The sequence below is a fragment of the Lysinibacillus sp. G01H genome (genome assembly GCF_028872195.1).
Lineage (GTDB): Bacteria > Bacillota > Bacilli > Bacillales_A > Planococcaceae > Lysinibacillus > Lysinibacillus capsici.
The window spans coordinates 4,396,017-4,419,021 of record NZ_CP118397.1 but is presented as its reverse complement, the minus strand read 5'-3'; the positions used below and the strand labels follow the sequence as shown (position 1 = coordinate 4,419,021).

Genomic DNA, 23,005 nt, shown 5'->3' with positions numbered 1-23,005 from the left:
ACATGATGATTCCTTATTTAATGCACAAGAGGTGTTTATATTGATAAAAGGTCAACAGGTCTATTTAAGAGAAATACGTGAAGATGATAGTGATAGTATTATAAGATGTTTTCAAAATGAAGAAATCATGTATATGACAGGAACACGGAGCATTTTAACAAAGGAACAAATCAAAGAGGCGATCAAACGCTTTAAAGCAGATTCTTCTCGCTATGATTTTGCTATTTGTTTAGTTGATAATGATCAGGTAATGGGCGATTTGGCGATTATGGAAGTTGATTTAGATAATAAAAAGGCAGTGTTCCGTATAGCTTTACATAATATAGAGAATTGTGGCAGAGGTATGGGTTCAGAAGCAGTTAGGCTTGCTCAAAGATTTACATTTGAGGAGCTAAATCTGAATCGCTTAGAATTACAGGTATATTCACACAATAGTAGAGCAATTAAATCCTATGAAAAGGTCGGCTTTAAAAAAGAAGGTGTTTTGAGACAGGCCTTGTTTATGAATAATACATTTTCTGATGAAATCATTATGAGTTTGTTGCGTGATGAGTATATGAAAATTAAAAAGTAGAAATTTAACCAGCACAGATTTTTGTGTTGGTTTTTTTTCTGAATACAAGTATAATTGGTAAAAATTTCTTTGTCTGTATGAAGGGAAAAAATAGTGTTGAAAGTTAAAATGCATTCTAAATCTGATGCAGCAAAACTAATTAAGAGACCCAAAATCGTCTTTGTTGTTGTAAAACAATTATTTTTTGCAGGCATAAAGGAGAGATGGTAAATGAAAATACAATATCCTACTTTAAAAACGCCTCTTACGGTTGGTGTGACAGCACCCTCTAGTGGAGTCGAACAGCATCTTCATCTATTAATAACAGAAGCTGAAAAACAATTAATACAAAGAGGCATGAAAGTTATTATTGGAAATACTACCTGGACGCAGCTTAAAGGTAGAAGTACAACAAAAGAAAAGCGAGTATCTGAACTTATGGACTATTTATTAGATGAGCGTATAGATGTCGTCATGCCACCGTGGGGAGGCAGTTTTTTAATGGAGTTATTACCTCTAATCGATTGGGACGAATTAAAAAAAGCGGGACCCAAATGGATATTAGGGTATTCAGATATTAGTACTTTATCTTTTGTATACACAACCATGACGGGGTACGCATCCGCACATGGTGTGAATTTTACTGAATTATCTGCACCTCAATGGGATGAACTTTCTTCTAAATGGATAGACGTAATTACATGTAAGTCTGGTCATTCAATAACTCAAAGCTCTTCTCACTATTTTCAATCGAGCTGGCAGCAAGTCTATAAAAATCCTGCTACAGGATTTTATTTTGACAGTGAAACCGAGTGGAAAGTTCTAAACCAAGAGCGTAGTAATCGTATGACAGGTAGGTTGATAGGTGGCTGTTTAAATACATTGCAAATTCTTATAGGTACGCCCTTCGATTACGTTCAATCCTTTATTAATGAATATTGCTCTGAGGAAGGAACAATATGGTATTTAGAAAGTGTTGGTATGGATGCAGCAAAAATCTACCGAGCTTTGTGGCAATTAAAGTATAATGGTTGGTTTAATAAATGTAATGGTGTTCTAATCGGGCGAGCAGGACTATATGAAAATCTAGGGGACTTTACATTGATGGATGCATTACGAGATATTTTTGACGAGATGGAAATACCAGTTTTCTATGAAGTAGATATTGGACATGTGCCCCCTCAATTAATTCTAGTGAATGGAGCGGTTGGGGAAGTAATCGTAGAAGAAGGAAGAGGTACGCTAAAAATGCAATTTTCTTAGGCAAACATATTAAAAGGGGACCTTGATGAGGTCCCCTCTTATTTAAGCATGGTCAGGAGATGAAAGGGTTCTTGGATTTTTCCTAATGAACAAGTAAATAAGAAAGGTTGTAATTCCTTCTGCTACTGGGAAGGTCCACCAAATAGCCTGCGAGCCAAGTACCTTGGGTAGTATGATGAGAGTAGGGATAAATAAAATAATACTACGTAGTAACATAATTGTCGTGGCAATACGGATTTTTTCAATGGATTGAAAGAATTCTGCGAACACCATGTTGATCCCTAAAAATACATAGCCAATGGCGAAATGCACAAAGCCCTGTGCTGCCATACTACGAATTTCAAATGAGCTATCTCCGAATAACGCCATTAATTGAGAAGGGAAAAGAAGAGCTATAAGAGCTGTGGTTAATCCTAAAATAAATGCGGTAGCTAAACCGATTTTTAATAAAGCTGTTAATCTTTCTAATAATCTTGCCCCGTGGTGATAGCTAACTAACGGTTGTAGAGCCATACCGACGCCAAGGAAAATAGTCAGCAAGACAGTATGGATGTAATTGACCATTGCATAGGCAGTAACGCCATTCGCACCTGAATAATGTAAAAATGTAACGTTATACAAAATAACGATAACTGCAACGGAAGCTTCAACGATAAAGCTAGGTAAACCTATAGCAAAAATTTTTTTAAAATCTGATAGATTTAAAAATGAAGTGACAAATTTTAACTCAGATTGAGGACGGAAAAAATGAAGACATAGCACGGATGTTCCTATAATTGTAGCTATTGCTGTCGCTAAGGCACAGCCAGTCACACCATAGTCTAGTACGAAGATGAAAACATAATTTAAGACTATATTCAAAACCGACGTTGTAATTAAGCCCAACATAGCTAACTTTGGATTGCCATCATTTCGAATAAAAATACTTAAAAGATTTTCAATTGTGTAAAACACCCCAAAGAGCAAAATTACATGTAAATACTCCTGTACAAAAGGATACGTATCATCGCTTGCCCCAAATATATAAGAAATATCCTTTAGATTTAACGCGAGGAATCCAATTATCGTGATGACAACCACTAGCATTGTAGAGAACGACAGTGTAAATAGTTGATGAGCACGTTGCTTATTGCTCTCCCCAAGAGAAATGGAGAAAAGAGTAGCTCCTCCCATGCCAATCCATAGAGAAATAGAAAGCAAAATAGAGAAAATAGGAACAGCTATATTAACTCCAGCTAAAGCTGTAGGTCCCACGCCATGACTAACGAAAATGCCATCTACCAATATATTGACGGACATTAAAAGCATCCCGATCATTGCAGGGAATAAGTATGATAAAAATAATGGTTTCAGTGGCTTTGTTTCAATTGGATTAATGGTTGTCATAACCATGCACCTCCAAAACCATTACTTTTTCGCCTTTATCATCTAGCTCACCATTAAATATAAAACCGAATTGTCTATACAGCTGGATAGCTACAGCGTTATTGTCATAAACACTTAAATATATCTGAAGACAGTTGAACTTTACTGTTAAATATTGAATAAGTTGCTGTAAAAAATGTTTTCCCAAACCTTGTCCTTGGTATTGTTCTGCAATTAGATAGCGATCAAGCCATACTCGTTGACTGTAATCATCATGAGGGAATAAGCCGTACATAGCGAAGCCTATAGCGGTGTTATCTTTATACAGACCTAAAGGCGTAAAGCGTCGATCCATTTCCGCCTCTGCTAAGCATTGGTCTGTAGATTCAATAAAATGTTGCTGATTGTCAGCGATGCGTAATGCTAAAATTTCTTTCTTGTTAAAAGCTGTAATGTCACGAATCTCCGTGAACATAATGTCAAAACCTTTCTATTTTTATTTTGAATAGGTACAATCTAAAGTATATAGTAACTATATAGTCAAGGGAGGGAACTCAAAAAATGCTTAATAAAAGTGTAAAGTACTTTACAACTGGTGAATTTGCTAAATTATGTAAGGTGAATAAACAGACACTTATTTATTATGATCAAATTGGTTTATTATCTCCCATCATGAAGGATAGTAAGGATTATAGATATTATTCACTTGCTCAATATGATTTTTTCGGTGTTATTGAATTATTAAAGGCAGTGGGGATGTCCTTAAAGGATATTCAGCATTATATGGCAGAGAAATCACCTGAAAATTTTTTAGAATTGATGCACCAACAAAAAGAGCATGTTGCGAAGAAACGTAGAGAACTAGAAATGATTGAGAATATTATTGACGTCAAAATCAAAATGACAGAGGAAGCACTGCATCTAAACTTTAAGGACATCACGATTGAGTATTTTCCTGAAGATACATTATATTTGAGTAAAAATATTGAGAATTCTACAGAAGAGCAGTTTGTGAAGGCTGTATCTGACTTTATTGAGGAATTGGATCGCTCTCAATTAGATACGGGGTATCCCATTGGAGGGATAACAAGAAGAGAGCAAGTGTTAGCTGGAAATTACGACAACTATAGTTATCTGTATATTGAGCAACCAAATCCAAGAGAAGGGCATCCTTATTTTAAGGCGATAGAGGGTGAATTTGTGATTGGTTATCATGTAGGCCCCTCCTCAAAGCTTGGTGAGACATACACACGGCTATTTAATGTCATGCATGAAAAGGGTTATGAGCTAGGTCAGTATGTATACGAGGAATACATTTATGATGCCGTAATGAAAAATCGAGAAGAAGAGTATGTAACCAAAATTATGATGGAAGTAAAGAAAGTAAAATAATTCATTAAGACGTAATAGAAAGGAATGAATTTAGCTGAGTCATTTATCATATACGAAGGTTTAGATGGCAGTAAAATAATAGCATTTTGTCATTCTGTTTAAAGTTAGCCTAATCAGTAAATGATTTCCTGACGATAAATAAGAAGTATGACATCACATGAGCCTTATATGGAGGTTAGAGACAATGTGGATTGAGCGTTGGAATCATTTAGTAGAGCGATTGAAGCAGCAGGGAGCTTGTGTACATCCGATTGAAATGCGGCCAGTCGCTACCGAGCAAGAGTTACAGCAGGTTGAGGAAAGACTTGGAGTACAAATCCCTAATGGGTTTCGTCAACTGTTGCAAAATTGCTCAAAGCAAGTAAGTATTTATTGGTCATTACCAGATGAGGCGATACTTCCCATTGAACTGCTAGATACGCCTTCTGGTGAGTTTGGCTGGAGCCTAAAAGCTTTAGACTTTCCTTACTTTGGAGAGAATGATGAATCGTATGAACAGCAATATTTACAATTTTTTACGGCAGGTAATGGAGATGCTCTTCTGCTTAAGCTTGACGATGAAACAGTTTGGTATTGGAGCCATGAAGAAGATGAGCTTGATTTGCTTGCTGCTAGCTTTCATTCGTACGTTGATAATATGACGGCTTTAGGCTGTATTGGAGTAGACTGCGGACAACATCGTCAATTTTGTAGTGAAAATGGATTGGATATTGAATTGGCTAGTTCACAAGTATGGCTAACTTGGCTAGAACAATATTTAAGCTCTAATTTACAGCAGGCTCAATCCAGCTTAGAATCTTTACTTCATTATGTTTCCATGCATGGTGTGAAAAAAACAAGCGTACAGGAGGCATTTTTGCATTTTGATGGAGTACAGGTGTATCAGGCACTTCGACATAAGTTAGAGCGAGCTCAATCTCAATTAGAACAAAAGGCGTGGAGTGAAATATTAGTCAAGATATGTCCGAGTGAGGCGGGAAATTGGGCGAGAGAACTTTGGCAAGGACAGAGTGACGTACCGGACTGGCTGAGATCCTATGTCACGTTTCCTATTGATGGGTGGGATACACTTTTGGCTGAGTCACAGCCAAGTGCAGAGACGTTATACGAGTGGTTAAATGGCAACGAAGTAGAGAGGCTAACATCCATCCGAGCTATTTGTCAGATGATGCAGCGGGGAATCACACCAACAACTATGATAGACGAAGAAAAATGGCGCCCTTTGCTGGCATATTGGGTTGAACATGAGGTGCTACGGAAAAACAAACAGCTGTTTAACCAAGCGCTTAGTTGTTTGGAAAATTGGTTATTAAAATGCTATATGCGACTAAGGGGAGAGTAGATTGAACCATTTTACGATATTTGCTTCCAAAAATGATACAGATGATATTCAGGATAAACTATCCGATGTATTGGCAAAAAGCTTTATTATTGAAAAAGATGATAACGAATATTTATTAAAATCAAGAGGTTTATTTAATAAATATAGATGCTCTATAAATATTTTAACTGAAGATACGCACCCTGATTATTTTGTAAAAAATATACCTGGGATGATGGGCTTTTACGATAAAATTCCATTTAAAGATGAACAGCTAAAAGAACGCATAATGATTCAAATATCAGTGCTCAATACTGTCGTTGCAATCGAAATGAACAAAGAGATGACAGAAGACCATATGCAGCAATTTATAAAATTACTAGCAAGCATAGGGGGGATTGGTTTCCTAGCAGATGGTACTTTGCTGGATCAGAACGGTATGGTTATTGTTTATCCTAATGGAGAATCAGGTCCATCTGATTTTCAACCACATGCTTGCACAAGAAAGATACATGCACAAGAGGTCACATCAGCACAGGGAGAGGCACGAAAAAATAGAACGATAGCTTTTTTAACAGATAAGGACATACCTTATGCGTCATCGCTTCCTCAGCTACCACCAGTAGAAAATCTTCAATTTAAAAGCCAAGAGGATATTGCAAGAAGAGCGGTTGCCCTGTTGATTGTTATTCAATTCGCTTGTGATGTAGCACAGAAGGGTGATATTGAGGAGTCTAGAGAGTTCTTTACCAATATGCTACGCACATATGAGGTGCATGAATTTTTAACGGAGCATGAAAAATGCTTTCTTGAGGCTCAGCATCCTGGCGCTCAAGAAGCAGTCAATATATCATGGCAATATGAAGCCTATTGGACACTTATTTGGGCATTGGGGCTTGTGGAAGAGCTAAATTTCCCTGACGATGTATGTGATTGTGAATATGCAATTCAAGTAGTTTCTCGTTGCGAGACATTTGAGCAATTTTATGATCAAACTGTACCGCACAGTAAGGAAGAAATAGTAGATGAGGCGGATAAAATTTACAGATTACATTGGGCTTGTGTAGATAGTCGCATCAATGGACAAGAAGCTCCTTTAGCATTAAATGAAAGTGTTGTGATGGAAAGACGTAGAGGCTTATTTTGGATGATTGGATATCAAGGCGAAGAATGGGATACTATATCGATGGATACTTAAAACAATAGCAAACTAGGAAATCTAGTTTGCTATTGTTTAATAAGAGAGATTATTTGATATAAGTTGGTTTATTCACCTGGTCTATTAAAAGTAGACCATCGTATTGGTCGCGCGGAACAAGACTTTCCTGTATCATTCCCCAACTATAGGATAAGCGTGGTTCAAACATCCATGAGTTGCCTCGTTCATTTTGACGATTGCGTAAATCGATGAATGTGTAAGGTTTATTTGTTGAAGACAGAATATCTTCAATAGATCCTTTGACAGGAGGTAAGACAGGCATAGGTTCTCCCATATTATTTGCTGTCTCTCCACTAGTCATGTATAGACCTATTACATAGCTATATTTCTTATAGATATCAGGTAAACGTTCCCCCATTAATTTAACTGGGTAAGGAGACCCCATTACATCCGATTGTGCTTTACGAATATGATCGTTATGAGCCCATACAATAAACTTTTCTGTTGGGTACACCTCTTCAGCTAACCAAAGTAAGTTCTCCATCATCGCTTGATCTCGCCATTCCATAGTTTGCAAAAATGATTCTATATTATTTTTTTCAATGTCGATATTGGACTGAATTGTTAACTCTATATATTCGTCTGCTAGTCGAATGCGATCTGCTAGAGTGCGATCCATTAGTTTTACAATATGAGGCTCTTTTGGATAAGCTGCCTGTAGCTCTTTTTCTTTGATTTGTATTTGTGATTTTACCTGTTTATACACATCAATTATAGTAGCTTTTACTTTTTGATAGCCCTTCAAATCTTTTCCCGAGCTCCATTCAGCAAGTTCCTTCTCAGCTTCATTGAATTGCTGAGCCAACTTGGGGTTATGCAGCCAATCTCCGTTCGTAAATGCCCCTTGCTGTTGAATATCGAAGCCAGTAAGTACAAGAGGTTGCTCTGTTGCTTGAGTCAATTTTGCATAGTCAAACAGAGGCAAAGTTTCTTTTGTCCACCAAACGCCGAAAATGGCATCCTTCATTGTTTGTAGAGCTGCTTGTTTATCAATTTGTCCTTGAGCGTTCATTACATTGCCCATACCACTTTCAAAGGCAAGGACATTATAGCCCATATCTTGATGTAAAAATTGTATTAAACGTGTTTTTGCTAGATTGAATTGTGCCACTCCATGAGAGCTTTCCCCTAAAAAGACAATACGTTTATCATGTAATAAAGGTTTTAGCATCTCTAAATCCTCAAATTTGTTAGCGGGAATTTTTAGTCCATTAAACGTTTCAGGCTGGATGGATGACAGGCTATATGCATGGTCATTCGCCCATTTTTTCCAATCAAGTAATGTTTCATTAGAAGTCCTAGCTTGTTTGACGGCAGAAACGTTTTCAATAATCTCCTCATTTACAGGGGCAACAGCAGAGACATTTACTACTCCACTTACTGTTATTAAACTTGCCAGTGCAAAACTTAATAAAACCTTATGCTTCCTAGCTTTCCTCATTAATTATCAGCCCTTCACTTTATATTGATACTTAATTATAGGAAGGGGAGTTTAAAGTTTAGGAAGAATTTGTTTAAAATTAGTTTAAATTTAGTATGTAAAAAAGAAAAACACCTCCAAGTGATGGAGATGTAGGAATGCTATTTATAGTGATACGTACTTGCTCTTGCATGGTTACGTTGAATTTGGTTAAACCATGCACGATCCTTTTCTTCTTGTTTTAATGTACCAACAATGGAGGAAGAGCAGCTCACGCAAATTTTAGCTTGCGTAATCTGCCCACATCGTTCGCATGGTGCCCCTAAATTAGGGAAAATGGAGTTCTTTAATTTTCCTGCTTTTACCCATTTGTGAAGCAACTCAGATGATACGCCTGTTAAAGCGACAACTTCATCGTTTGTTAGGTAGCGATTATTTTTTCTTAATAAAAAATGATGTAGCTCTGAAAATATATCCTCTTCTCTCACATCAATTTTCCTTTGAAATAGCAACATAGTTAATCATCTCCTCGTCCCACTAATTAATGATTTCATTAATTGTTACAGGTTGTTCGTCATATTTATAATTTTCCCAACGATTGCGTGCAAGCTTGCGATATTTTGTCGAAACATTTCGATCAGCAATTAAGCGTGAAAATCCTTTTTTAGCTTCAGGAATATCACCAAGTCGAAGGCTCAATTCAGCATGTAAAAACTGAATTCTCTCTCCACCTTCTTGATTAGAGGCAAAGGATTTACTATAAAAGTCTCTAGCTGCAAAAAGATAGCGCTTTTCGGATTCTTCGTCCTTTTTTAATCGATAGAGCCAAGCAATTTTTAAAGCGAAATTCGCCATTAAAAGAGATTCTTCCATTGACGCACGGGATACTAAATAGGCGAGCTTAAAACTGATAATGGCATCATCAATTGTACGTTCCTGACAAATATCCATAGGTTTCTGGAGCTCTTTAATGTATAGTTCATCAATGAGTAGCATGAAAGGTCCATATGTCCGTGTCATAGATTTATGGTAGGCATAGCCACAATGTGGACATACGGCAACTTCATATAGCAAAGGGTTTAGGCCATCGTAAACAGGCATGAAATCCGTTTGTTCTTCGATAATTTTATATCGATTAGGGCGAACTTTATATGTTGTAAACTGCTTTTTGCAAAATTTACAATCCACACTACTTTCATAGTAGTAAATGTTAAATGCCATAAGAATCAACTCCTTTGCGTACTCTAAAATTTTATTTCTTTTGTTCTATTTATACATAAGATTTTATCGTTCAATGTATTTAAGTTATTATCTTTTATTTTAACAATTTTGTGTTCTTTGGTATACTCCTTTAGAATTATTAAAATAAAAATATTCAAGGAATTTTTAGTTAAATATTATTATAAATACGCTTGTAATAGTTTTTATCGGTGGTGTAAATGGAAGTTGTATAGTTTGCTTACAGTTTGTCAAAATACTTTCACATATTTCAAGGGAGAAAAATTATAAATTTAATTTAATTGGTTCTAAATAACTATAATGGAGGTGCTCAAAATGAAGTGTAATATCGTGTTTTTTGATGTAGACGGCACATTGATTAATTATGAGGATGGCTGTGTGGAAGAAAGTACAAAACAAGCTATTCAGCTATTGCAAGAAAAGGGAATCCATCTTGTAGCGGCTACTGGAAGACCCTTATCTATGTGCTATGAGTTAAAAGCGCTGGGGATTGAAACCTTTATTACAGCAAATGGAGCCTATGTGAAACATAAGGAACTTGTCATACATAAAACTCCGATTGCCAAAGAAATTGTCCACAATGTACAGGCTTTTGCACAGGAACAGCAGCATAGCCTAACATTTTTTACAGAGCAGCTATCCATGAATAGCATACAAAGTCCAGTAGCTTTAAGAGCGATGCAAGAAACTTTATCTTTACGAGCTTTTCCACTTATAAATGAAAAAATTGTAGATGAAGAGGTTTTCCTCATGTGTTTATATGCGGATGAGCTGGCAGAAAAAAGATATACTAGCCAATTTTCGAATATATTTTTACAGCGTTGGCATCCTTATATAGTGAATGTCTTACAGCAGGATGTTTCGAAGTCTATAGCTATTAAAGCGGTGCTTGATCATTTTAATATTGACCCTAAGAATGCGATTGCCTTTGGGGATGGGGATAATGATATTGATATGTTGGAGTATGTAGGAGTAGGAATTGCTATGGGAAATGGTAGTAAAGCTCTAAAAAGAGCTGCCAATTTTGTTACAAAGAAATCTACGGATGGCGGTATCAATTTTGCTTTACGTCAGCTTCAAGTCATTTAGAGCGCTGAGGTTACACTATATATAGCAGGTAGATTTTAATAAATTTTAGGTGGGATGATTTATGGCACATCACGTGCAGTCTCTAATTGAACATTACGGATACTTTGGGATTATCGTGATTCTAATTGGAGGTATTGTTGGGGTGCCACTTCCTGATGAGGTGTTTCTAACTTATGTAGGCTATAGTGTTTACCGAGAAAGTCTTGAACACATTCCTGCTTTGGTCAGTGCAATGATTGGTGCGGTTGGAGGCATTACCTTAAGCTACTATATTGGTTATCGTTTTGGCTTACCGTTATTGCAGAAATATGGCCCTAGAATTCATATTACAGAGCAAAAAATTGACTTTACGAAAAAGATGTTTACAAAAATAGGACCTACCCTATTATTAATTGGCTATTTTATTCCAGGGGTACGCCATTTGACAGCATATATTGCGGCTATTAATAATTATCCTTATAGAAAGTTTGCGCTTTTTGCCTATATAGGGGCATTTATCTGGACGTTCACATTTATATCATTAGGAAAGATGCTTGGAGAGAAATGGCGATTTGTTGGATACTATTTAACTCATTATAGTATCTATCTTATCCTTTTATTTATTGTAGGGATGCTCATTGCTTACTTTTTATTCAAAAAAAGAAATGGACAAACATAAAAGTCGGTATACGCTATACCGACTTTTATGTTATGGCAAAATAGCAAATGAGCGCACAGGGAAGCCAGATGCTTTTTCTGGCTTAGGTACGATATTGAAGATGATAGCACCTTTCGCAGGTAGCTTGTCTAAATTAGTCATTAGCTCAATTTGATAGGTGTCTTGGTCAAGCACAAAATATTCGCCCTCTAGCTTGCCATTTTTACGAAAATCAGCAGCAGAGTCCGTATCGAATGTTTCATGACCAATTGCGCTTACCTTACGTTTTGTTAGTAAAAACTGTAAAGCTTCTAAACCCCAGCCAGGGATATGGTTATGTCCATCTGCATCCTTATTACTGAAAGCCTCTTTATCTGGCCAGCGCTTACTCCAATCTGTACGTAATGCAACAAATGTTCCTGCTTCAATTTCTCCATGCTTGTCCTCAAAATTAAGAATATCTTCTACACTTAATGTAAAATCATGGTTGCTCGCAGCCTCTTGTGATTTATCAATAACAACAAGGGGGAGAACAAGCTCTTTTAGTTCTAATTCTTCTAAGTAGCGAGTATCTCGCACAAAATGAATGGGTGGGTCGATATGTGTGCCATATTGACCAGGGAACGTGAATTGTTGAGCGAAGAAACCATCCTTATGAGAAAATAATGTTTCAAATTTAGCGTCCTCAAACATAAAAAAATGTGGTGAATTAGGGCCGAAAGTATGTGTTAAGTCAACCCACTGTTTCGATTTTAATAATTCCAATGCTTGCAAAAGTTCATTAGACATCGATTTCCCTGCTTTCTGTAAAAAATAGTGGTAAATAAAAAAGGAGTCCCCTAATAGAAGAGGACTCCTGCTTGAAACAACGGTAGTTCTTCTTCTCATCTTCAAGGCTGATCATTTTGCCAATTGGAATTAGCACCATACTGTTAGCTGGTTGCTGAGACTTCATCGGGCCAATCCCTCCGTCTCTCTTGATAAGAAAAGTAATATAAGAATTTTCAGAAATAACAATACAAACACTTTAGCATAGTTTTTTATAGTTTACAAGTTCACTAGGAATTTTCACCAATTCAAATTTAAGGTGACGCCACAACAATCATTATCAATAAGACGTATTATAAAACTGTCTGGTGTATAGTTTGTTTCAAATTTCACCGTAATGCCTGTTGATGTGATTAATTTTTCAACCTCTGTTTTATTTGAAAGTTGAGCAGCATTCATTAAATCATGTGCGAATTGTTGGGAGCTATCTATTTTATCCGTAAGTAATTGGGCTTGCTGCATCATCGCCTTCATCCGTGATGCTGAAGCTTTTAATTTGTGTGTATCGACAGGTGGAAAAGGATTATTGGTCGGCATTGCTAGGTGTTGCGAAAAGGGTCTAATGGCAAAATGATTAGCGATAGGCGATGTTGGATAATGATAGGGATGCACAAAATACGGATAAGGATTGTAATACAAGGTCATTCCTCCTATCCTATAACTGATAACTTATCTTATGTAGCCAAACGGCTTTCGGTGTTATTAGCAGTGCAATGTTTGTCCTAAACATTTAAAAAGGAAGCTAAAGTAAGCTTCCTTTTAGCCAAGTACATTCAAGACATCATCAATTTTTTTACTATGTGATAAAATGCCATAATTCATCCATGTTAAAAAGTCTACTTCATAGATACAGTTGCTTTTAACGGCAGCTAGGTTTTTCCAAGTAGGAGTTTTTAAAATAGCACGTTCCTCATTTTCATAAATGGAATGTTGTTTATCAAAGGTAATAAATAAATGATCAGCATCTAATTGCAACAATTGAGCAAATGTCAGTTGAACTTTACGTTGATTGTGCGGAATACTCCATACTAGTGAATGTGGCATTAAACCTAAGTCACGATATAAAATGGGGCCCGTATAGCCACATTCAGGGCCCGCGTATAGAGTAATGCCAATGGCTGAAATACGGAGAAATGCCACACTTTGCCCATAAACAGATTTGCTAAGAATTCCTTTTGCTTGTTGTACTTTATCTTCATATTGTAGGATTACGTCTTGCATCAAAGAGGTTTTTCCTGTTAGATCTGCAATTTTAAATAAAGTAGATTGCCAATTCTCTCCGGGGTGTGAGAGGTGGCAGACGGGGGCTACCTCATCTAAATGATGAAAGGATTCCCAACGCTCTATACCAGAATCTAGCATAATTAAAGTTGGCTTATAGTAAAGGAGTCGATCTATTTCTCTATTTTGTACATCGATATCTGGCACTTCCTGTAGACCTAAATAGTCTTGTTTTCCCCATTTTGAATGACTGAATTGAGCAATTGGCGTAATCCCAAGGGCAACAAAGAAATCTTCTAAGAATGGTGCAAATACACGTAGATGGCTGCCTTGATTTCTTCGATATTGTCCTGGAGAGATGCCGACATGTTCTTTAAAACGACGATTGAAATAATACTCATTATTAAATCCGACAGATTGGCTAATTTCAAATACTCGATCATTTGTTGTCATTAATAGTTGCTTAGCTTTTTCAATACGAATGTTAGTTAAATAGTGAAGAGGAATTTGTCCCGTAATATCTTTAAAAATACGCGTATAATTCCATCTTGGTACGTCAGCGAGCTGTGCTAGCTGTTCAACCGTCCACTCCTTTTCATAATGTTTATGTAAATGGTTAATGGATTGTTCAACAGATTGGCGATCATTTTTTTGCATCTGCTTGGGTATGGTTTGATGTAAGAGCAATAACATCAGTTCTTGAAAGTGCACATGCTGTTCAAAAATCGTGTGTTCATCCTCTGCTAACCGGTTCTGATAGATGACTTCTAGCAGTCTATGACATTGTGAAAAGGGGAGAAGATGTCGTTCGCTGATACTTGTAAAATGGCTATGTGAATTCTGACTATTACTGAGATTGACAATGTTGAATTGTAATTGATAAAAACAAAGGTGCTCACTTTGAATGTGGATACTAACCGTGTTATTTGGCGGTATCAATATGCACTTTTCTTCACTAAAATGAATGGTGTCATGATCTATTTCTAGCTTTCCGCTACCATTCATTACGATGAAAAGTGTATAGAAATCACTACTAATCAATAACTTTTTTGATGATTGAATTGCATAAGAGATATTTTGTAACGTATAAACATGTGTTAAGTTACCCATTGATAATTCACCCCTTTTTGTTGAATTGGCATAACAACACAAAGAAAGCCCTCATTAAGAGCGTTCTTCATGTTGTTGAAAAAGATCATATGACTAGTAGAAAAAGCCCATTTAGCAAGGCAAGGGGTTGATTTCCGCTCCTCCAGCGTCCTTTCCAGGGGGCGTCCGATGAGCCGCTTCACTCACTTACGTTCGCTCCAGGGTCTCATCTGTGACGCTAAATCCCCTTGGAGTGACGCTGGCTCCACTCCAATCAACTATGCTGCTAACGTGTCTTTTCTTCTTTCGTACTAGCAGTAGGGAACAAAAAAGTCTATTAAAGAGAGGATAGGCACTTATTTCAATGTGAAGAAGTGATGAGTGACAAAACCTATCCATTTTCTCCTTCACAAAAGTGCTATTGATTATTTTGTTTTTTAACACTAAACCAAAGAAAGCCCTCGTTAAGAGCTTTCTTTTGAAAATTATTTGACGAACCATTTCTCTAGATCATCATACTTTAGCAAATTGGCTGTGATTGCGCCAGATTGCCAATATGTGCGATCAGCAATATAGACATGCCCGTTTTTTACAGCAGGGAGTGTTTTCCATAGTGTACTATCTAACCACTTAATGGCTTCTTGGTTTTCTTTAGACTCCCATGTACCGTTTGAAGGGAAAAGGATGATATGATCCGCATCTAATTCCGTGATAGCCTCTTCCGATAAGACCTCTTGGGACTCTGCCATATTACGGGCTAATGGATGTGGTGTTAAGCCTGTCTCTGTGTAAATATAGCCAGAGTAGCGATTTTTAATGCCAAATAACGCTAATGTATTATCTGCTACATTTAGTCGTACAACAGCAACTGTTTCGTCTCCAATTGATTCATCTAGTTTTGCTTTTAAATCGGAAACACGTTGCTCATATCGATCAACCATTTCTTTTGCTTTATCTGGAATATTTAAAACATCAGCTATTGTTTTTGCAATTTCACGTGGATCTTGTAGAATATCTTCTTTCAAGCGGTAAGTCGGCGCTACCTTTGAGTATTCCTCATACTTTGCCTTGTCTGCGGCACCATCTACAATGATTAAATCAGGCTTGGCTTGTAATAATGTTTCCATGCTACCAGTAATGTCGAACTCAGGAACATCTAATCCTAAATAGTCCTGTTTTCCCCAAGATGGGTGATACCATTGCACAACGGGATTTACATCCAAAGCAGTTAAATAGTCTTCCAAATAGATAGCAGCTACACGCTGTGGATTTGTAGGAATTTCTACTTTTCCAAACTCGTCTTCTACAATTCTTGTATCTTTAGATGATTGTTCTTCTGTAGCTGTATCCTCTTTTACTTCATTTGAGCCACAGGCACTTAATACGAATATTAGTGCAAAGAAAACTACAAATGAAAAATATCGACCTCTACGCATTTTATTCACTCCTATAGATTTACTAAAACAGTAAGGGTATTCCCTTAAATCATAATGATAATCATTCTCGTTTGGTTCAAGTAAATTATAGGATACAACATATCAACAAACAATACACATTCTCTACTACTTTTTTATACAAAATGAAATTCAGAGAGTTATTGTTTTTTGTTATCGAAAAGTAACCATAAAAGTGTAACAATTGCTGCTAGCATAACCATCAGGAATCCGTATAGGGGCGTATGCGCCAACGATTGGTGGCGAATAATAAAACCCCCGATATATGAGCCTAAAAATATGCCTATGTTGAAAGCGGAAATATTCAATGCTGAGGCCATTGAAATTGCTGATGGAATATATTTTTCAGATAGTAGAACAGCATATAGCTGCAATCCTGGGACATTCATAAACATAAACAATCCCATTGTCAGCACCATCATTAATCCCATAATAGGTGATTCAAGAGTAAAACCAATGCCAAGTAATGCCAATGCAAGTCCAACAAAAATAATAAAGATGGAACGTAGTGGATTATGATTAGCAAAATGACCACCTAGAGTATTACCGATAGCTACACAGATACCATAGACAACTAGAATAATGACGACTGTATGTGGGGAATACCCCATATATTGCTCTAAAATAGGTGAAACATATGTGTAGACAACAAAAGCACCGCCGTATCCAATTGCGGTAATGAATAGTATTAAGATCATTCGAATATTGCCTAATACTTTGCCAATATCACGAATAGAGATGGGATTGCCTTTCGATAATTGGCTAGGTACTAACAATGCATTACTAAATAAACCGACAATTCCAATGACGACAATAAAAATGAATGACATACGCCAATCTGTTACTTGTCCAATAAATGTACCGAGTGGGACACCTGTTACAGTAGCTAATGTTAAGCCAGTAAACATAAAGGCGATAGCACTTGCTCGTTTATTTGGTTCCACTACATCGGCTGCTATAACAGAAGCGATGGACATAAATACACCATGTGCTAATGCTGAAATAATACGTCCGATTAATAGTAAAGCGAAATTAGGAGCTAAAGCGACTGCTAGGTTACCCATTATAAAAATGGACATGACAAGCAATAATACGGTTTTTCGATTAAGGCGGGATGTTAGGGCTGTTAATAATGGAGCCCCAACAGTTACCCCTAGTGCGTATATAGAAACGGTTAAGCCAGCTGTGCTAAGAGAAATACCAAAGTCATCTGTAATTAATGGTAAAAGTCCGACACTGATAAATTCAGTGGACCCTATACCAAATGCACTGATAGCAAGTGCTAGTAAGGTGAGTGTAGCATTTGGCTTTTTTGATTTTGACATTTTACTACTATCTCCTTTGATTTTTTTATTTTGTGTAGTAATATTCATACATACCAAAAAGATATGTAGAGTACTTTTAGTTACTTTTGTATATTACAGGAGGTTTACGATGCAAAAAGTTTACAATATTGGTGTCGAAGCTACACTAGAAGTTATTGGGGGTAAATGGAAACCAGTTATTCTTTGTCATTTAAACCACCATGGTAAAATTCGAACAAACGAATTTCGACGATTGATTCCAGGTATTTCACAAAAAATGCTCACAAACCAATTAAGGGAACTGGAGCAGGCTGGGTTAATCAATCGAAAGGTCTTCAATCAAGTACCCCCAAAAGTTGAATATTCATTAACACCTTATGGACAAGGAATGGAACCAATTCTGAACATGCTTTGTACGTGGGGTGAAAAACATGTTGAATTATTACAGGATAAAGGTGAAGATGTTCTGTTAAAACAACGTGATGATGATATCGCCATACAGCAAACATCATAGTGAGGGGAGAAAGAGACTGTCATATACAAGACAGTCTCTTTCCTCTTTTTTTATAGAGCAAAGTCAAATTCATCTGGATTTGGTCCAACACGTTGTTCACGATTCATCTCATTGATTAATGCCATTTCTTCGTCTGTTAAAGTAAAGTCAAAAATATCAGCGTTTTGCATCATACGCTCTCTACGTACTGATTTTGGAATTGTAATTACTCCATTTTGTACATCCCAGCGTAAAATAACCTGAGCATTTGATTTTCCGTATTTTGTTGCGATTTTTGAAATTGTTTCATCTTCAAGAAGTCCACCTTGCATTAAAGGTGCCCATGCTTCAAGTTGAATTTCATGCTTGTTACAGAATGAACGAAGCTCAGCTTGTTGTAAACGTGGGTGGAATTCCACCTGATTCACAACGGGTTTAACATGAGCAAATGACAGTAAATTTTCTAAGTGAGCAACAGTGAAGTTACATACACCGATTGCTTTGATCCTGCCTTGTTCATATAGATCTTCCAGTGCTTTCCACGATTCAGCATATTTATCTTTACCAGGCCAATGAATTAGATAAAGATCTAAATAATCTAAACCTAATTTTTTTAGGCTCTCTTCATATGCTGCAATTGTTTCATCATAGCTTAAACCATCGTTCCATACTTTAGATGTGATAAATAAATCTTCACGACGTAAGCCAGTAGATGCTAGAGCTTGTTTAATACCTTCCCCTACACCTGCTTCATTGCCGTAAATAGCAGCAGTATCGATGCTGCGATAGCCAACCTCGATAGCATTTTTAACCATTTCTGCTGTAGCGTCATTTTCTACTTGAAAAACACCTAAACCCATACCAGACATTTGTTGGCCATTATTTAAAGTGATTGTATCTTGTAAATGAGTAATCATTTTTAGTCCTCCATGTTTTGTGATTATTTGATTGCTTACTCATTATGCTGCTAATAAACTCTCAAAAAAAGTACGTACTTTTTTGTGTCATAGAAACGTAGAGGTAACTTTTGTGAGCTGGCAATGATTAGAGAAATAAAATTAGTAAAAAATATTGCTTGGCCTACAAAAAGTCTTTGGATACAATTAAACAAATATTTTTCTTGCGGTAATAAAAGGAAATGTACGTTCGGTAGAGAATTAAAGTAGTAATACTTTAAAAAGGGGATTTTGAAGATGAATCGTTTAAATTTAATTACATTAGGTGTTAAAGATATGGTGGAATCTCTAAATTTTTATCGAGAGGGACTGGGTTTTGAAGTGGTGGTATACGGAGAGGAGACGAATCCCGATGTCATGTTCTTTAATAATGGAGGAACAAAAATATCATTATTTCCAATTGAACGTTTAGTCAAAGATATCAATGAAACCAATCCACCAGAAATTAGCCAAGGCTTTGGTGGAATCACTCTTGCCTATAATGGTAAATCAAAAGAAGAAGTGGATCGAGTCTTTGCATTAGCAAAAAAGGCGGGTGCAAAAATTATTAAGGAGCCCGAAACTGTATTTTGGGGTGGCTATAGTGGCTATTTTCAAGATCCAAATGGCTACTATTGGGAAGTTGCCTATGGCGACATGTGGCAGTTTGATGAGAATGATATGCTGATTATTCAATAATTGTTCAAAAAGAGAGCAAACTAACGCTTCTAGTTTGTTCTCTTTTTTATTAATCGTTAACAATAATGCTCCCTCATTAAATCCACAAAGTTTTGAGCGGCTTTAGATAAATAATGATTCTTCAGCCATATTAGTCCTACTGAGGTGGATAATTCTGCTGATGGAATTTCGTATGCATGAAGTGGTAAATCTCCATATTGCTTTAAAATAGTTTCAGGTACGATAGAGGAGCTAAAGCCAGAAGCGATTAAGTTCATTAACAGTGCCGTATCTGAGCATTCTCCAACAATGTGGGACTGCAACTGGAAGCGAGAAAATGCTTCTAATATCGAATAATGTACGCCTAAGCCTTCAGTGCTTGGTAAAAGGATTGGCCAATTTTGTATGTCCGCTAAAGATACATCGTGTTCTAAGAGGTCGAATTTTTTGGATTGTATAAAGTAAAATGGTTCAGTGTACATATGAAGAACAGAGAAATCATCTAATTCTAAAGGTAAGCGAATGATGGCAAGTTCTACAACACGTTCCCTTACTAATTTACATAGATAAGAAGATTCGTTTTGTTGAATTTTATAAGTCACCTTTGGATAATATTGTTGAAATTGTTGTAGTAATGGAGGTAGCTCAATTACTGAAAACGTATTAATGCCCAATGTCAATCAACCATGAAGGCCTAATCCAATATCCTTAACCTCTGCTTCTGCCTCTTTCATTAATTGTGCAACCTGCAACGCATATTTATATATGTCTTTCCGGCTTCACTTACTTCAAAATATTTGCCGCTCCTTTCTACTAACTTTGAACCGAGTTCTTCCTCTATCGTTTTTAAATGCTGACTTAATGGTGGTTGAGAAATATGTAACCTTTCAGCCGCAGCAGAAATCTTTTTTTCTTCCACAATTGCTATAAAATAGCGTAGTTGTCTTATATCCAAACATAAACACCCCTCTACTATAGGTAAAACCTAAGAAAATTATATTTCTCTCATGTTTTTAATATAGTTAGGGCCATGTTAGCATATTTATCAAAGAAAAAAGAAGTGAAGTTTCTTTTTTCTAGCACCTAAATGTGAAGCGAGCAACGTAGAAGATAAAATAATTCCACTTTTATTAGGAGTATATGACTCTTGCCATGCTTTGGGGCTTGCCTTGCAATACTGATTCCTACACCTTTCTAAATGAATTTGAAGCAGGTGATAAAGTAGCAGCGTATACTATAAAAGAGCCACTTTTATTAGTTGCTTTTTTCAATAAATCAACGTTTTTGATTTTCCTAAGAAAATAAATAACAGTTCCCCTATAATAACCATGTATGGAAATTATAAATTTTTTATTTCAAGTTAAATGTATCAAGGAGGATGAACATTGATTCGTATATTGTACATAGAAGATGAAAAAGAAATCGGACAATGGGTAAGCAAGGAATTAACTGAACGAGGTTATGATGTGACGTGGCTGGAATCAGGGGAGGGGCTTGAGCAACATATTAACTCAAAAGATATTGCTATATTGGATGTGATGCTACCTGGATTGGACGGTTTCTCCATAGGTAAAAGAATTAAACGGGAAAATAAAGACCTGCCAATTCTAATGTTATCAGCACGAACAGCTGTTGAAGATAAAATTGAAGGGCTACATTTTGCTGATGATTACTTAACAAAGCCATTTCACCCTGATGAGCTCGTAGCAAGACTGGAAGTATTATTAAGAAGATATCAAAAAAGTGATGATGTACTGACATTGCAGCACCTTAAAATTTATACGAAAGATATGCAAATAATCAATACGATTGATGAAGAAGAAATTCTTTTGACAGGGAAACAATTTTATTTATTACAGTATTTTATACGTCATTTAAATCAAATTTTAACGAAGGAACAACTCTATGAAGGCGTTTGGGGTGAGAGCTATATAGAAGGTGATAAAACACTCATGGTGCATATTCGTTACTTAAGAGAAAAAATAGAAATCAATCCTGCAAAGCCTGCGATTATTGAAACAATCCGAGGCATTGGCTATAGGGTGAAACAATGAAATTTTTTCGATCATTATTAGCAAAATATATGCTCATTATTATATTAGCCATATCAATTGTGCAAATCTCCTATCTTGGTGTTGCTATTTTTGTATTAGGCATTACAAAGACAGGGACAGGAGAATTTTCAAGTGGAGTACTTGTAGAAAGTGATATTGAGGAGCAATGGCATGCACAGGCTAAAAATATGACCAATGCAACAGATGATTTGATGAAGCAGTTATTTCAAAAGTGGCAAGAGCAATTTCCTAAGGCTTCTATGTTTTGGGTAAGTGAAGAGGGGAACTTACTGACTACATGGAATGTGAAGGATCAGTTACCAGCAAAGTGGACACCAGCCTACACAACTCAATTTATAAAAGAACGTTATGGAGATGATCCATTTACTGTTATTGCCTTCTTAGGTGATGATATATCAAATGGCTTTATTGTATTAGAGATTCCAAGGGTAGCATTTAATCCTCCACTTATAAAAGTCTATGATAACTATGGTAACTTTTTATTTTTTGGTGTAATTGCGGTTATATTATTTTTCATTGTAGTTTCGCTTTTATTTTTCAAGGGAATTCGAAAAAGACTATTATATCTGCAAGAGGCTATGGAAATACGTGATGTAGATGGTTTACCTATTGAAATTCAGGTGAAAAAACGAGATGAGATTGGGCAATTGGAGCATAGTTTTAACAGAATGGTTTGTGAACTGCGAGACAGTAAACAGCGTCAACAGAAGGAAGAACAGCTAAGACGTGAATTGATTGCTAATCTATCACATGATTTACGGACACCTTTAACGAAAGTAAGAGCCCAATCCTATACAATTAGCAAAGAAGTATTATCTGAGGAAGGGAAGCAGGCATTAAAGGCTATGGATACATCCATAGTGAATATCGATGCTTTAATTGAAAATTTGATATCCTACACATTGCTTATGGCAAGTAAATATAAATTTGAACCGAAAGACATCAATGTTATCCGATTTGTAAGGGAACATCTAACGACATGGTATCCAGTTTTCGAGCGAGCAGGTTTCACAATCGATATTGAGCTACAGCCATTTGAGCCTGTTGAATGGCGTGTTGATCCATTGTGGTTAGGGAGAGTATTAGATAATATTTTCCAAAATGTACTGCGCCATGCGAATAGTGGTAAATATATAAGTGTGAAAACGGAATCGACGGAGTGTTATACAGCATTTATTATTGAGGATCATGGTCAAGGGATGAAAAATGAGTCGAATGAAAAGGGTGCTGGAATCGGCTTATCAATTGTTGATGTCATGATAAAGGGCATGCATCTAGAATGGAATATCCATTCTGATCACTCTGGTACACAAATTATCATAAAAAAACCTGCGAAGCTTGAGAAATAAATGCTTCGTAGGTTTTTTTATGATAGAAATGATTTTTAAACAAAATTTAAACTTAGCCCATACCTTTTTTTAAACTTCCCT

The 23,005-nt window shown here is 36.3% G+C and carries 23 protein-coding genes, 1 pseudogene and 1 riboswitch; of the genes and pseudogenes, 12 read left to right on the top strand and 12 right to left on the bottom strand.

The genetic code is table 11. The features are described from left to right. Positions 1 to 40: 40 nt before the first annotated feature. Positions 41 to 574 carry a GNAT family N-acetyltransferase gene (locus PSR12_RS22435; protein WP_221681721.1) on the top strand — a complete coding sequence of 178 codons (534 nt, stop codon included), beginning with the start codon at positions 41 to 43 and terminating at the stop codon, positions 572 to 574. Positions 575 to 784: 210 nt separating this feature from the next. Further along, positions 785 to 1,816, top strand: coding sequence for a S66 family peptidase (locus PSR12_RS22430; protein WP_221681719.1), 1,032 nt, complete (start codon positions 785 to 787; stop codon positions 1,814 to 1,816). Between the two features lie 42 nt (positions 1,817 to 1,858). On the opposite strand, the gene PSR12_RS22425 is transcribed toward PSR12_RS22430, so the two are convergent. Both PSR12_RS22425 and PSR12_RS22420 read right to left on the bottom strand, forming a co-directional pair. Beyond that, entirely contained in the window at positions 1,859 to 3,202 is a 1,344-nt protein-coding gene (locus tag PSR12_RS22425; protein ID WP_221681718.1) for an MATE family efflux transporter, read from the bottom strand. Continuing rightward, positions 3,189 to 3,656 carry a GNAT family N-acetyltransferase gene (locus tag PSR12_RS22420; protein WP_257520773.1) on the bottom strand — a complete coding sequence of 156 codons (468 nt, stop codon included), beginning with the start codon at positions 3,654 to 3,656 and terminating at the stop codon, positions 3,189 to 3,191. Before PSR12_RS22420 ends, PSR12_RS22425 begins: the two co-directional genes overlap by 14 nt. Positions 3,657 to 3,742: 86 nt before the next feature. On the opposite strand from PSR12_RS22420, the gene PSR12_RS22415 reads away from it, so the two are divergent. From PSR12_RS22415 to PSR12_RS22405, 3 genes are all read left to right on the top strand, one after another. Next, the gene (locus PSR12_RS22415) at positions 3,743 to 4,573 is read left to right on the top strand and encodes a MerR family transcriptional regulator (RefSeq protein ID WP_221681713.1); all 831 of its coding nucleotides are present in this window, start codon (positions 3,743 to 3,745) and stop codon (positions 4,571 to 4,573) included. A gap of 184 nt (positions 4,574 to 4,757) precedes the next feature. Next, the gene (locus tag PSR12_RS22410; RefSeq protein ID WP_274770589.1) at positions 4,758 to 5,915 is read left to right on the top strand and encodes an SMI1/KNR4 family protein; all 1,158 of its coding nucleotides are present in this window, start codon (positions 4,758 to 4,760) and stop codon (positions 5,913 to 5,915) included. Between the two features lies 1 nt (position 5,916). Then, on the top strand, positions 5,917 to 7,092 hold the full coding sequence (locus PSR12_RS22405; protein ID WP_221681709.1) for a DUF4272 domain-containing protein: 1,176 nt from the start codon (positions 5,917 to 5,919) through the stop codon (positions 7,090 to 7,092). A gap of 49 nt (positions 7,093 to 7,141) precedes the next feature. On the opposite strand, the gene PSR12_RS22400 is transcribed toward PSR12_RS22405, so the two are convergent. The 3 genes from PSR12_RS22400 to PSR12_RS22390 all read right to left on the bottom strand — a co-directional run bounded on the left by PSR12_RS22400 (position 7,142) and on the right by PSR12_RS22390 (position 9,754). Beyond that, positions 7,142 to 8,554 (bottom strand): erythromycin esterase family protein, encoded by a 1,413-nt coding sequence (locus PSR12_RS22400; protein WP_274770586.1) that lies wholly within the window; start codon positions 8,552 to 8,554, stop codon positions 7,142 to 7,144. Between the two features lie 140 nt (positions 8,555 to 8,694). Continuing rightward, positions 8,695 to 9,048, bottom strand: coding sequence for a hypothetical protein (locus tag PSR12_RS22395; RefSeq protein WP_221681706.1), 354 nt, complete (start codon positions 9,046 to 9,048; stop codon positions 8,695 to 8,697). 22 nt (positions 9,049 to 9,070) lie between these two features. Continuing rightward, on the bottom strand, positions 9,071 to 9,754 hold the full coding sequence (locus PSR12_RS22390) for a DUF2225 domain-containing protein (protein ID WP_221681705.1): 684 nt from the start codon (positions 9,752 to 9,754) through the stop codon (positions 9,071 to 9,073). A 333-nt stretch (positions 9,755 to 10,087) separates the two neighbouring features. Here PSR12_RS22390 and PSR12_RS22385 point away from each other — a divergent pair, with 333 nt between their 5' ends. Together PSR12_RS22385 and PSR12_RS22380 are read left to right on the top strand one after the other, a co-directional pair. Beyond that, complete coding sequence (locus PSR12_RS22385) at positions 10,088 to 10,861, top strand: Cof-type HAD-IIB family hydrolase (RefSeq protein ID WP_221681704.1); 774 nt, start codon at positions 10,088 to 10,090, stop codon at positions 10,859 to 10,861. A 61-nt stretch (positions 10,862 to 10,922) separates the two neighbouring features. Beyond that, positions 10,923 to 11,519 carry a DedA family protein gene (locus PSR12_RS22380; protein WP_221681703.1) on the top strand — a complete coding sequence of 199 codons (597 nt, stop codon included), beginning with the start codon at positions 10,923 to 10,925 and terminating at the stop codon, positions 11,517 to 11,519. Positions 11,520 to 11,549: 30 nt separating this feature from the next. Here the strand turns inward: PSR12_RS22380 and PSR12_RS22375 are convergent, their stop codons facing one another. The 5 genes from PSR12_RS22375 to PSR12_RS22355 all read right to left on the bottom strand — a co-directional run bounded on the left by PSR12_RS22375 (position 11,550) and on the right by PSR12_RS22355 (position 17,415). Beyond that, positions 11,550 to 12,287 (bottom strand): cyclase family protein, encoded by a 738-nt coding sequence (locus PSR12_RS22375; RefSeq protein ID WP_221681831.1) that lies wholly within the window; start codon positions 12,285 to 12,287, stop codon positions 11,550 to 11,552. A gap of 92 nt (positions 12,288 to 12,379) precedes the next feature. Further along, positions 12,380 to 12,485: riboswitch (SAM riboswitch) on the bottom strand. 81 nt (positions 12,486 to 12,566) lie between these two features. Then, positions 12,567 to 12,971 (bottom strand): YuzC family spore coat inner layer protein, encoded by a 405-nt coding sequence (locus PSR12_RS22370; protein WP_255601474.1) that lies wholly within the window; start codon positions 12,969 to 12,971, stop codon positions 12,567 to 12,569. Positions 12,972 to 13,085: 114 nt separating this feature from the next. Further along, positions 13,086 to 14,657: a helix-turn-helix domain-containing protein gene (locus PSR12_RS22365; protein WP_221681701.1), complete on the bottom strand. Its 1,572-nt coding sequence runs from the start codon at positions 14,655 to 14,657 to the stop codon at positions 13,086 to 13,088. A 464-nt stretch (positions 14,658 to 15,121) separates the two neighbouring features. Continuing rightward, positions 15,122 to 16,072: an ABC transporter substrate-binding protein gene (locus tag PSR12_RS22360; RefSeq protein WP_274770584.1), complete on the bottom strand. Its 951-nt coding sequence runs from the start codon at positions 16,070 to 16,072 to the stop codon at positions 15,122 to 15,124. A gap of 158 nt (positions 16,073 to 16,230) precedes the next feature. Further along, positions 16,231 to 17,415: an MFS transporter gene (locus PSR12_RS22355; RefSeq protein WP_274770583.1), complete on the bottom strand. Its 1,185-nt coding sequence runs from the start codon at positions 17,413 to 17,415 to the stop codon at positions 16,231 to 16,233. A gap of 109 nt (positions 17,416 to 17,524) precedes the next feature. On the opposite strand from PSR12_RS22355, the gene PSR12_RS22350 reads away from it, so the two are divergent. Then, entirely contained in the window at positions 17,525 to 17,908 is a 384-nt protein-coding gene (locus tag PSR12_RS22350; RefSeq protein ID WP_274770582.1) for a winged helix-turn-helix transcriptional regulator, read from the top strand. Between the two features lie 50 nt (positions 17,909 to 17,958). Here the strand turns inward: PSR12_RS22350 and PSR12_RS22345 are convergent, their stop codons facing one another. Continuing rightward, entirely contained in the window at positions 17,959 to 18,804 is an 846-nt protein-coding gene (locus tag PSR12_RS22345) for an aldo/keto reductase (RefSeq protein ID WP_221681695.1), read from the bottom strand. Between the two features lie 276 nt (positions 18,805 to 19,080). Between PSR12_RS22345 and PSR12_RS22340 the strand changes: the two genes are divergently transcribed. After that, the gene (locus tag PSR12_RS22340; protein ID WP_221681691.1) at positions 19,081 to 19,521 is read left to right on the top strand and encodes a VOC family protein; all 441 of its coding nucleotides are present in this window, start codon (positions 19,081 to 19,083) and stop codon (positions 19,519 to 19,521) included. A gap of 56 nt (positions 19,522 to 19,577) precedes the next feature. Here the strand turns inward: PSR12_RS22340 and PSR12_RS22335 are convergent. After that, positions 19,578 to 20,455 (bottom strand): annotated as a pseudogene (locus PSR12_RS22335) (LysR family transcriptional regulator). Between the two features lie 185 nt (positions 20,456 to 20,640). On the opposite strand from PSR12_RS22335, the gene PSR12_RS22330 reads away from it, so the two are divergent. The 3 genes from PSR12_RS22330 to PSR12_RS22320 all read left to right on the top strand — a co-directional run bounded on the left by PSR12_RS22330 (position 20,641) and on the right by PSR12_RS22320 (position 22,924). Continuing rightward, complete coding sequence (locus tag PSR12_RS22330; RefSeq protein ID WP_274770580.1) at positions 20,641 to 20,805, top strand: hypothetical protein; 165 nt, start codon at positions 20,641 to 20,643, stop codon at positions 20,803 to 20,805. Positions 20,806 to 20,885: 80 nt separating this feature from the next. Next, the gene (locus PSR12_RS22325) at positions 20,886 to 21,554 is read left to right on the top strand and encodes a response regulator transcription factor (RefSeq protein WP_221681689.1); all 669 of its coding nucleotides are present in this window, start codon (positions 20,886 to 20,888) and stop codon (positions 21,552 to 21,554) included. Next, a complete protein-coding gene (locus tag PSR12_RS22320; protein WP_274770579.1) occupies positions 21,551 to 22,924 on the top strand; it encodes a sensor histidine kinase in 1,374 nt (457 codons plus the stop codon). The genes PSR12_RS22325 and PSR12_RS22320 overlap by 4 nt, the downstream gene beginning before the upstream one ends. Positions 22,925 to 23,005: the final 81 nt, after the last annotated feature.